9 protein-coding genes are annotated in these 10,939 nt (G+C 33.4%); 4 read left to right on the plus strand and 5 right to left on the minus strand.

Features of this window, described 5'->3' with window-relative positions:
• Window positions 1–23: 23 nt before the first annotated feature.
• Together Q0543_RS14090 and Q0543_RS14095 are read right to left on the minus strand one after the other, a co-directional pair.
• Window positions 24–536: a Maf family nucleotide pyrophosphatase gene (locus tag Q0543_RS14090; RefSeq protein ID WP_299254407.1), complete on the minus strand. Its 513-nt coding sequence runs from the start codon at window positions 534–536 to the stop codon at window positions 24–26.
• A 35-nt stretch (window positions 537–571) separates the two neighbouring features.
• Window positions 572–2,122 carry a tetratricopeptide repeat protein gene (locus tag Q0543_RS14095; RefSeq protein WP_299254410.1) on the minus strand — a complete coding sequence of 517 codons (1,551 nt, stop codon included), beginning with the start codon at window positions 2,120–2,122 and terminating at the stop codon, window positions 572–574.
• A gap of 294 nt (window positions 2,123–2,416) precedes the next feature.
• On the opposite strand from Q0543_RS14095, the gene Q0543_RS14100 reads away from it, so the two are divergent.
• Window positions 2,417–3,661 carry an aminotransferase class I/II-fold pyridoxal phosphate-dependent enzyme gene (locus Q0543_RS14100; protein ID WP_299254413.1) on the plus strand — a complete coding sequence of 415 codons (1,245 nt, stop codon included), beginning with the start codon at window positions 2,417–2,419 and terminating at the stop codon, window positions 3,659–3,661.
• 102 nt (window positions 3,662–3,763) lie between these two features.
• Window positions 3,764–3,943 carry a histone H1 gene (locus Q0543_RS14105; RefSeq protein ID WP_299254416.1) on the plus strand — a complete coding sequence of 60 codons (180 nt, stop codon included), beginning with the start codon at window positions 3,764–3,766 and terminating at the stop codon, window positions 3,941–3,943.
• Between the two features lie 82 nt (window positions 3,944–4,025).
• Here the strand turns inward: Q0543_RS14105 and dapA are convergent, their stop codons facing one another.
• Both dapA and ligA read right to left on the minus strand, forming a co-directional pair.
• A complete protein-coding gene (gene dapA, locus Q0543_RS14110) occupies window positions 4,026–4,901 on the minus strand; it encodes a 4-hydroxy-tetrahydrodipicolinate synthase (protein ID WP_299254419.1) in 876 nt (291 codons plus the stop codon).
• 92 nt (window positions 4,902–4,993) lie between these two features.
• Entirely contained in the window at window positions 4,994–7,006 is a 2,013-nt protein-coding gene (gene ligA / locus Q0543_RS14115; protein ID WP_299254422.1) for an NAD-dependent DNA ligase LigA, read from the minus strand.
• A gap of 97 nt (window positions 7,007–7,103) precedes the next feature.
• Between ligA and mtgA the strand changes: the two genes are divergently transcribed.
• Window positions 7,104–7,805 (plus strand): monofunctional biosynthetic peptidoglycan transglycosylase, encoded by a 702-nt coding sequence (mtgA, locus tag Q0543_RS14120; RefSeq protein WP_299254425.1) that lies wholly within the window; start codon window positions 7,104–7,106, stop codon window positions 7,803–7,805.
• Here mtgA and Q0543_RS14125 read toward each other — a convergent pair.
• Window positions 7,797–9,092, minus strand: a complete 1,296-nt coding sequence (locus Q0543_RS14125) for a hypothetical protein (protein ID WP_299254428.1) — start codon at window positions 9,090–9,092, stop codon at window positions 7,797–7,799. The genes mtgA and Q0543_RS14125 overlap by 9 nt on opposite strands.
• A 69-nt stretch (window positions 9,093–9,161) precedes the next feature.
• Between Q0543_RS14125 and Q0543_RS14130 the strand changes: the two genes are divergently transcribed.
• Window positions 9,162–10,939, plus strand: a 1,778-nt coding sequence (locus tag Q0543_RS14130) for a PAS domain-containing protein (protein ID WP_299254431.1), incomplete at its 3' end; no start/stop codon positions are given.

Here is a 10,939-nt window from a genome sequence, read left to right on the forward strand (position 1 = left end):
AATCACTTTTTTAGGTGTGATATTTACACACCTGGGGGAGTGATTGACATTAAATCGCCTTGGATTTTTTTAATTCCTACCATTCCTATCCATTCTTGAATGCCGTAGCTTCCTGCCTTGTCAAAAGGTTTGAAGTGCTCAATATAATGGTTGATAACCTCTTCCGTTAATGGTTTGAAAAAAACCTCGGTTATTTCAAAAAAAGATCGTTCTTGTCCTTTGTAACAAATAGTAACTCCAGTAATAACTTCATGCATATTATTAGAAAGTTTCCATAACATTTGTTTGGCTTCTTCTGTGGAAGAAGGCTTGTTGAAAACTTCTCTGCGTTGCACCACAATAGTGTCTGCCGCAATAATTAAACTGTCTGGAAAGTCTGATTTGAGTGAATGCGCTTTAATCTTAGATAAATAAAGCGGGATGTCTGAACGTTGAAGATAAATAGGATAATGTTCTTCAACTTCTTTAGTAAGGATGCGGAAATGAAATCCCGCATCCTCTAAAAGTTGTTTTCTTCTGGGAGAACCAGAAGCCAAAATTATATCGATATTAGTTAGTGTTTGTAAGAACACTATTTCTTACAAATAGTTTTTTGTAAAACAATTGCTTCGCTGTCACCTAGTTTTACAGCTTTGTCAAGATCTTCACAAGCACCTACTTTATCTTTCATGTCATTTTTCAATACACCTCTTAAACGATGTGCTTCTCCATCATTTCCATCTAAAGAAATTGCTTTATTGAAGTCGTCCATCGCTTCTTTATCTTTTTTAGTATTTAAAAAGAAATAACCACGATTCGTGTAAGCAGCTCCATCATTCGGGAATAATTCAATTGATTTGTTATACTGAGCTGTAGCAGCTTCTTTATCACCCATTAAATAAAGAGTATTTGCTTTTTGATAATATGCTTCATCAAAACGTGGTTTTAATGTATTGCATTTATCATAATCTTTAATTGCACCATCAAAATCACCTTCTTGTCTTTTAGCAAATGCTCTATTAAAATAAGCTGTATAATCGTTTGGATCGAGTTTGATAGCTTTGTCAAAATCTTTAATTGCATTGGTATAATGTTCTAAATGGCTTTCAGAAAAACCTCTATAGAAATACGCATATGTGAAGTTTGGGTACAAAGTTATTGCCTTGGTATAATCTAAAATACCAGCTTCATGTTTGCCAAATTCAGCCTTTGACATCCCTCTACCATAGTACGCTTGGAAATTATCGGGCTGTAGTGCAATAACTTTTGTGTAATCAGTTATTGATTCATCGTATCTACTTAAAAGAAACAATTCGTGCGCTCTATTTTGGTATGCTTCTGCATAAGATGAATCAAGGCTTATTGCTTTTGTGTAATCAGCAATGGATTCGTCTCTCATTCCTTCTTTACCTTTTGCAATACCTCTTTTAGAATAAGCAGCAGTATAGTCAGATTTAATGGAAATTGCTTGATCAAAGGCTGCAATTGCTGCAGGGGAGTCTCCCAATTCTAATTTACATAATCCTAAATAATAGAATGCTTCGGAATTATTTGGATCTTCTTTACCTGCTTGTTTGAATTTTTCGCTAGCGCCGATAAAATCACCCTTTTTATATAAAGACAATGCTTCATTGAATGACGCATGTAAATCCAAGTTTGAGAAAACAGTGTATTCAAATTCTATATAATCGTTATTGTCTCCACCATTACTTTTTGATTTGCCATCATCTTTAATAGTTAATATTTTAAGTAATGCATAACTTTTATTCTCACGTATTTTTGCAACGAATACTTCGCCTACCTTAACATTCTCAATACTAGAAGATGATTTACCAGCTTTAAAAGCAGACTCAAGACTTGCATAGGAAGGAACAATAAGCTTACCACTCTCTAATTTTACGAAATGTGTAGAATTGTATGATTTAAACGTTTTTTTAAATACAGGCAAATCAATTGAATCTGTAATATTAACTAAATCTTTATTGTCTGCTTTAGCAGTAATAAATTGTTGTTTGTTTGCAACTAAATCCCAAGATGCGGCATTTGGCCCCTGCATGTTGTAGATTTTACCCTTATTAAGTGTTTGAGCAGTTGTTGACAGAGCAAACAACATAAATACATAGAATAGAATTGATTTTTTCATATTATTGAATATTCCTTTTGTACAAAAAAGATTTTATTGAAATTTCGAACAATGTATTGAATAATTCTTAAAATACCTCATTCTGCGCATAACTTGTGAATTTAAATTTATTAATCATGTGTTACAACAGCTGTTTATCTAAGCAGAAAAATCACTCAGCTCAATAGACTTTTTATCTACATTTCTTTAAAATTTGCATTTAAAGTATTAGATTTGGAAGATTTGATTGGTTTTAAACCGATTTGTCAAAATTGTACTAATAAGCTTAATTTAACTATTTAAATTTATACTACTTTGGATCTGTTTGAAAAATTACAGCACGACAGAGGGCCCTTAGGGAAGCACTCAAATATTGCTCACGGTTATTTCGCGTTTCCTAAACTTGAAGGTGATATTGCTCCTCATATGAAGTTTAGGGGAAAAGATGTTTTGAACTGGAGTTTGAACAATTATATAGGGTTAGCGAATCATCCAGAAGTTCGTAAGGCAGATGCAGAAGGATCTGCAGATTTCGGTCTTGCATACCCAATGGGTGCTCGTATGATGTCTGGCAACTCCAATTTGATTGAAGAATTTGAATCTCAATTATCCAGTTTTATGGGTAAAGAAGATGCCATGGTTTTAAACTTCGGTTACCAAGGTATTATGTCTATTATCGATGCTTTATTAGATCGTCATGATATCGTAATTTATGATTCTGAATCTCATGCATGTATTATCGATGGTATGCGTATGCATATTGGTAAACGTTTGGTATTCCCTCATAACGATATTGATAATTTGAAAATGCAATTAGAACGTGCCAATAAAATGATTGATCCCACTAAAGGTTCAATTTTGGTAATTACTGAAGGTGTTTTCGGCATGGCAGGGGATATGGGTAAATTGAAAGAAATTGTTGAATTGAAAAAACAATATTCTTTCCGTTTATTAATTGACGATGCACATGGGTTTGGTACTATGGGTAAAACGGGTGCGGGTGCGGCTGAAGAGCAAGGTGTTCAAGACGAAGTAGATATTTACTTCTCTACATTTGCTAAGTCTATGGCAAGCGTTGGTGCATTTGTTGCTTCTAAAGAAAATATTATTCAATACTTAAGATACAATACGCGTTCTCAAATTTTCGCTAAAACATTGCCAATGGCATTTGTAGTTGGAAATATGAAACGTTTGGAATTGCTTCGTACACAACCTCAACTAAGAGAAAATCTTTGGAAGGTTGTACGCGCATTGCAAAAAGGCTTAAAAGAAAAAGGATTTAATATCGGTAATACAGAATCGCCTGTAACTCCAGTATATTTGAGTGGTACTGAATCTGAAGCTGCTCAAATGATAATTGATCTTAGAGAAAATTATGGTATTTTCTGTTCGATTGTTATTTATCCTGTTGTACCTAAAGGTGTTATGATGTTGAGACTAATCCCAACAGCTGAGCATACAATTGCAGATGTAGACAGAACGATAATTGCATTTGCTGAAGTTGCAGAGAAATTGAAACAAGGTGTGTACAGCAAAAGCTTAACAAATATTTCAATTTAAAAATAAAAAATATAAATTTATTGGTCCAGAATTGGTCAATTGCATATAAATTCGTATTTTCAATTAATAAAACCATTAGTAAACTCAAAATTTTTGGAAACAATGAACAGATTTGAACAACTTAAAGACCTTGTTTCTTCTTTAGAAGGAGACTTTGTTAAATTCTATGAAAAAGAAAATAGTGCCGCTGGTACTAGAGTAAGAAAAGGTATGCAAGACTTGAAAAACATTGCACAAGAAATTAGAAAAGAAGTTCAGGATTCGAAAAATTCTGCTGAATAACTAATTTAGATCTTTAAAGACATAAAAAAAGTCCTACTAAATTTAGTAGGACTTTTTTTATGTCTTTAAAGGCAATAAGATGTTATGCAATTTTTTTATGTGCCTCAATAATCCGCTCTTGTAATCCTTCAGAAGCTTTTACTAATGGTAAGCGTACTTCATTCAAACAAATCCCTAAATGTTGTAATAAGGCTTTAACGCCTACAGGATTCCCTTCTTCATACATCAATGGATTAATTTCAGTAAAGGTAATTAGTGTTTCTGTTGCATGCTGAAAACGGGATTGTATTGCCGCTTTTATCATTTCAGAAAATTTCTCAGGATATGTGTTTGATAACACAGAAATTGCACCTACAGCACCAATTGAAATAGTTGGTACCGCTAATAAATCGTCTCCAGAAATTACCAGAAACTCTTTAGGTGTATTTTTTATAATTTCAAGTGCTTGAACTAAATCGCCACTTGCTTCTTTTACTCCAAATATATTTACAACCTCACTTAAACGTATCGATGTGTTAGCAGACATGTTTATTCCTGTTCTGCCTGGAACGTTATACGCTAATACAGGTACGGGAGATTTTGCAGCAATTGCCTTATAATGTTCTATGACTCCTGCTTGAGAGGGCTTGTTGTAGTATGGACAAACAGACAATAGTGCATCAACAGCTTTAAAATTAGTATTGCCAATACGTTGAATAACTTCTGCAGTATCATTTCCTCCAATTCCGTACATAAGAGGTATGCGCCCTTTATTTACATCTATTGCTACTTCTAATAACTTCGCTTTTTCTTCCTTCGAAGTTGTTGCGGATTCTGCAGTAGTTCCGTTAACAACTAAATAGTCAACACCAGAACTGATGTTAAATTCAATTAACTTTTTGAATGCATCGTAATCTACCGAATGATCATTATTAAATGGGGTGATTAGAGCTGTACCTGTACCGTAAAACGTATGCACGATTGTAGTTTTTATATTATATGCAAAATTGGCAAATTATCAGAACATTAGGAAAATACCTGACCTGTATTTTCGTATTTGTGTAAAAAGAATCAAGAATTTAATAAGTTTTCAAATTCAGATTCTGAAATGATCTTAATGTTCAGTTTCTTCGCTTTTTCTAATTTGGCTGGACCCATATTTTCACCTGCAACTAGATAGTCGAGTTTGCCTGTAATGCCTGAGTTGACCTTTCCACCATTTTTTAAAATGATTTCTTTTAATTCGTCTCGTTCATACTTTTCGAATACGCCAGAAATGACAAAACTTTTACCCATAAAGATATCAGAATCCTTTACTAGGATTTCACCTTCACTTAATTCAAGGCGAACACCTGCATTTTTTAGTTTTTGAAGAATGACTTTATTTTCTTCAATAGAAAACCATTCTATAATACTTTCTGCAATTTTGTCACCAATCTCCGGTGCTTCTAATAAAGCCTGTTTGGAAGCATTTTGAATGTTTTCAATGTTCTTAAAATGAAGTGCTAACTTCTCTGCACCGTTTACACCTACAAATCGAATACCTATCGCAAATAATACACTTTTAAAGGGTGTGTTTTTGGATGCTTCAATTCCGTTTAGGGCGTTTGTAACAGATTTCTCTCCAAATCGATCTAATGATATTAATTGTTCATATGTTAATGCGTACAGATCTGCTATATTTTTTATTAAGCCTTTTTGATATAATAGTTCAATTGTTTCTGAACCAATACCATCAATATTCATGGCTTTACGTTGAATGAAATGCTCAATTTTACCTGTTATTTGTGGCGCACATCCTTTTTCATTTGGGCAATACCAAGCAGCTTCACCTTCCACGCGAATCAAATTGCTATCACAAACAGGGCAGTTTTTTATAAAGTTTATTTTTTTACTATTTGATATTCGTTTAGATAAATCAACACGAGTTATTTTGGGAATGATCTCTCCACCTTTTTCTACAAAAATAGTATCGCCTTCATGTAAATCCAATCGGTCTATTTCGTTTGCGTTGTGTAGGGTTGCTCGTTTTACAGTTGTGCCTGCAAGATGCACGGGTTTTAAATTCGCAACAGGAGTAACTGCACCTGTTCTCCCAACTTGATATTCTATAGAAATGATAGGAGTCGTTGCTTCTTCCGCTTTAAATTTGTATGCTATAGCCCAACGCGGACTTTTAGCGGTCATGCCTAATTCTGATTGTAGCTGCAAATCATTTACTTTGATGACAATCCCGTCCGTAGCCAAGGGGAGTTTAAACCGAGCTTCGCTCCAATAATTTATATAAGTAATTATTTCATCTACGGATGTACATATTTTATAGGAATCGGAAACTCTAAATCCCCAGTCTTTTAGTTTCTTTAATGAAGTTGCGTGTGACGCAGTAGTAGAATGGTCTTGAAGAAGTGAATAGACGAAACAATCCAGAGACCGTTTCGCTACAATGCTCGAATCTTGCATTTTTACGGTTCCACTAGCTGCATTACGAGGATTTGCTAAAAGAGCTTCTCCAATGTCTTCACGCTCTTTATTAATGCGTTCAAACATTTCATAGGGCAAATAGACTTCGCCACGTACTTCAAATTCTGCAGGTATATCAGATGCTTGAATTTTAAGCGGAATGCTTTTTATAGTTTTAATATTATGCGTTACATCATCGCCTCTAACGCCATCGCCTCTGGTTACGGCATGTGTTAATATTCCGTTGATATACGTTAAACTCATTGCTACGCCGTCAAATTTCATTTCACAGACATATTCAACAGGTCTGCCAACAGACTTTTGAACGCGTTCATCAAATTCTCGTATTTCACTCTCCGAATAGGTATTTGATAAGGAAAGCATTGGGTATTTGTGTGTAATAGAATTGAATGCTTTTACAACAGTTCCTCCAACGCGTTGCGACGGAGAATCGGTTTTAATACTTTCAGGAAAAAGACTTTCTAGTTCTATGAGTTCAGCCAACAATGCGTCAAACTCAAAATCCGTTATTTCGGTACGGTCTTGTTGATAATATAAATTGTTGTGATAATGAAGCTCCTTGCTTAGTGCTTCAATGCGCAATAGTGCATCCGATTTGTTCATGCGAAAATATTTTTTTCAATTTACCCATTTTAAATGAAATCAAGTAATTCAAATTTATTAGATTTGTAATAAATTTGAAACCCGCATTTATAACGTAATGAAGAGAGTTAGATTAATTTTAATTACGACAGTGCTTTATTTTTTTGTATATAGTATTCAGCTTGTTTTAATCCATAAATTCATCAATCCAATTGTTACTCCCTTAATGGTTATTCGTTTAGGAGAGGGAATTATTAAAGGGAATAAATCTATAGCTATTCATAAAGAATGGAAAGATATAGATGAAATTTCTCCCAATATGATTTTATCGGTTATGGCTGCAGAGGATCAGAACTTTTTAACACATCATGGTTTTCAGTGGGAGGCTATTCGAAAAGCCATGGATTATAATAGCAAACACAAAGGCAAACGAATGAAGGGTGGGTCAACAATTAGTCAACAAACAGCAAAAAATGTTTTTTTAATTCCATCCAGAACCTGGATTCGGAAGGGTTTTGAAACATATTTTACTTTTTTAATCGAAATGATATGGTCTAAGGAGCGTATTATGGAAGTTTATTTAAATATTATTGAAGTAGGAAATGGGTATTATGGTGTAGAAGCTGCTTCAAATAAATATTTCAATACCACTAGTAAAAAATTAACAAGCAAGCAAGCCGCATCTATTACCGCAATTTTACCATCACCTTTAAAATGGTCACCAGTGAAACCCAGTACCTATTTACAAAAGCGCATTGGAACCATTCAAAATTCCATGGGTCAAGTAGAAAAGCCAAGTTGGTTGCCCAGATTACACTAGACCACATTTAAAATGTTCAAGAACGATTCCATTCTTTAAATGAGATTTTATTTTTTTCGATACACTTTCTTTACTTTCGAAACCAAATCCTGAAATAGCCATTATAGTATAGTATACTATTTGATGGTAGGCTTCATTTTCTACTCCATCTAAGGCATCTAAGCCTAGTTTAACGGATTCTTGTATCTCTATATTTTTAGATGGCAATTGATTTACAACAGTGTCAATAAATTCGGAAGCATGAATTGTTTCATCTGAAATACCTTCTTTGGTAACAGTTACTTTAATGGTTTCTCTATTTAATGGAGGACAAGAAGAACCTTCAATGCCTTTAATAACAAGTGCTGCAGCTACTTTGTTTTGACTTTGAAGTTGTTCTGCAACTTCCTTTCTATAATGTGCATGTGTGTAGCCTGTTAATAAGTGGTTTCCATGTATTGCTTGGATGGGTTGCATCATTTTTTCAAATGTTGCCAAAAATGGACGTTTTACCATTTCTTTGCGAATGGTTTTTAATTTATATAGCAAAGGATGGAAAATAGATTGATCGATATAGCCCCACGCTATTTTTGGATTTGAAACATGTTTTAAAGTTGCTTCAATTGATTTATCTGCTTTACCATTACACGCACGAATTATTTTATGAGATGTTATTCCAAACTTTGGCGCAACACTATCGATACTATGAATGATACACGGGTAGCCACAAGATGCGATTGCTGCAGCAAAAAACGGTGCGAAATTATGATATCGATTGAAGCCGTCATAATTATCGCTTATGTCAAATAGTATTGGAAGCGTTGATTCAATTCTATCGGTATGTTTCCATAAAACATCAAAAAAAGCTTTGTTTTCTTCAAATGATTCACGTTTCAATCGTTGAGCTTCTAAAAAAGCACCTTTTTGAAATTCAGGAATGGAATCATCACAAAGCAATAATTCCATTGCCTCAGAAGCTTCTGTATAGCTAAGGTGTATGTGTTTGATTGTTTGAATAAGATATTTTTCAAACAATGAAGTTGCAATTTCTGTTTCAATGAATACAAATAATTCTCTTGGCAATATTTTCGTGTACTTATTTTTGAAATTCATTAACCAAGTAGATTCGATTTCGCTAGGAGGTAACATTAACAATGCAGTAAGTATTGTTGCTTTAGTCGTTAAGCTTAATGTATCATCTTGAAAGAGATATTCTATTTCATTTAATTCGTCGATTTTTAAAGTCTTACTACCTTCTGGGCCAATACCTTTCTTTTTAAGTAATTCTTCAAGTCTGTTTTGTGACATATGGCTTTGGAAGATGTATATTCTTATTTTTATTTTCTATAAAAATAGGTATTTTTACGTATATATATCATGGAAAGTAGCAAAATAAAAGATATAGAAATCCAGGAAAACTCATCAGGAAGACTTACTAAGTTGTATATTCTTGCATTGTTAACGCTGGCCATTCTTACAGTTTTAGGTCAACTGGTTATTCAACGATCTATAAAAAAGCAGCTAAGCGATTCGTATGTTATTAATATAGCAGGTACTCAGCGTTATTCTAGTCAACAAATCACTAAACTTTGCCTCTTAATTAGAGATTCTATTTCAAATACTTCATGTAGGAACCTAGGAACAACCCTCGATTCTTTACTTATTCTGTGGGAAGCCCGACAATTAGGTTTATTGAATGGGAGTGAAAAATTTGGTCTTCCAAAAACGGGAAGCGTAGTTATTCAGAAAATGTTTTTGGATATCGATCCCTTTTTTTATCGTGTTTATAATAATGCATTCGTAATTTCAAACGAGGCAAAAAAGGAGCAACGTAATATAATTAATATTGATATTGCTTTGAGGGCTGTTCTTAATAATGAGAACGTATTTTTAACGAAGATGAACCAGATTGTTTATCAGTATGATTTTGAAGCATGTCAAAAGGTATTATTTTTAAGCAATGTTGAATGGGTACTTTTTATACTAACCTTACTGATACTTGTTGGAGAAGGTCTTTTTATTTTTCGACCAATATCATTGAAAATTAAAAAAATCATCTATGATCTTATTGGAGCAGAACAAAGATCAGGCGCTTTGACCCATAAGATAAAAATTACAAACAATTCATTAAACAATACATTAAAAGAAATCAAATGGGTCAATTATGCATTAGAGCTTGCAACGATTATGATTCGTACAGATCGATACGGAGTTATTACGTATGCTAATGATACGTTTTGCGAAATAGTTAAATATCCTAGAACTGAATTGATTGGTCAGAGGTTAGATATGTTAAGTAGTCAATATCATTCTAAACAATTTTTTGATCGTCTATGGGAAACAATTTCTAATGGTAGTGTATGGAATGATGAAATACGTAATAAAGCTAAAGATGGATCCTATGTTTGGTTAGATACAACTATTATACCTGTCTTGAATGATGAGCAAATACCTACTCAATATATTGCGATCTATACAGATTTGTCTGAAAAATTTAAACAAAGTGTTCATGAACATAAAATTCGCACATCCTCTGTATTGGAAGGTCAAGAAAGAGAAAGAAGAAAAATTGCAAGAGAATTACATGATGGTTTAGGGCAAATGTTGACTGCGTTAAAATTTAATATACAAGGTATTCCAACACCTTCAACCCCAGAAGAGCAGGGCTATCTTGATAGCATTAAAAATATGCTTCAGGATACTATATTGGAGGTACGAAGAATTTCATTTGATTTAATGCCAAGTGTGTTGAATGATTTTGGTTTAGGTGCTGCATTACATCATTTGAGTGAACGATTTTCTATTTTAGGAGAAAATAATGTTAATATACAGTATGTTGGATTGGCTAATATAGGGCGTTTTGATAAAAATACGGAAATTAACACTTATAGAATTATACAAGAAGCATTGAATAACGCCCTCAAATATGCAGATGCAAGCAATATTATTTTGGATTTGCAATTCGAAAAAGATAAAATCCGTTTTTCAGTGGAGGATAATGGCAAAGGGTTTACTCCTCAAGATAAAAGAAAGACAGATGGTAGTGGTAGAGGAATGACTAATATTAGAGAAAGGGTGAGTTTGTTAAATGGAAATCTTATATTTAATAGTATAATTGGGGAAGGGACTACAATAACCGTTGAAATCCCTGCAAT

This window comes from uncultured Cytophaga sp. (assembly GCF_937863595.1).
Taxonomy (GTDB): Bacteria; Bacteroidota; Bacteroidia; order Cytophagales; family Cytophagaceae; genus Cytophaga.

Excerpts from the sequence above, each read along its gene's own strand:
- Q0543_RS14095 (WP_299254410.1), bottom strand. The coding sequence starts at position 2,122 with ATGAAAAAATCAATTCTATTCTATGTATTTATGTTGTTTGCTCTGTCA.
- Q0543_RS14105 (WP_299254416.1), top strand. The coding sequence starts at position 3,764 with ATGAACAGATTTGAACAACTTAAAGACCTTGTTTCTTCTTTAGAAGGA.
- ligA (WP_299254422.1), bottom strand. The coding sequence starts at position 7,006 with ATGAACAAATCGGATGCACTATTGCGCATTGAAGCACTAAGCAAGGAG.
- mtgA (WP_299254425.1), top strand. The coding sequence starts at position 7,104 with ATGAAGAGAGTTAGATTAATTTTAATTACGACAGTGCTTTATTTTTTT.
- Q0543_RS14125 (WP_299254428.1), bottom strand. The coding sequence starts at position 9,092 with ATGTCACAAAACAGACTTGAAGAATTACTTAAAAAGAAAGGTATTGGC.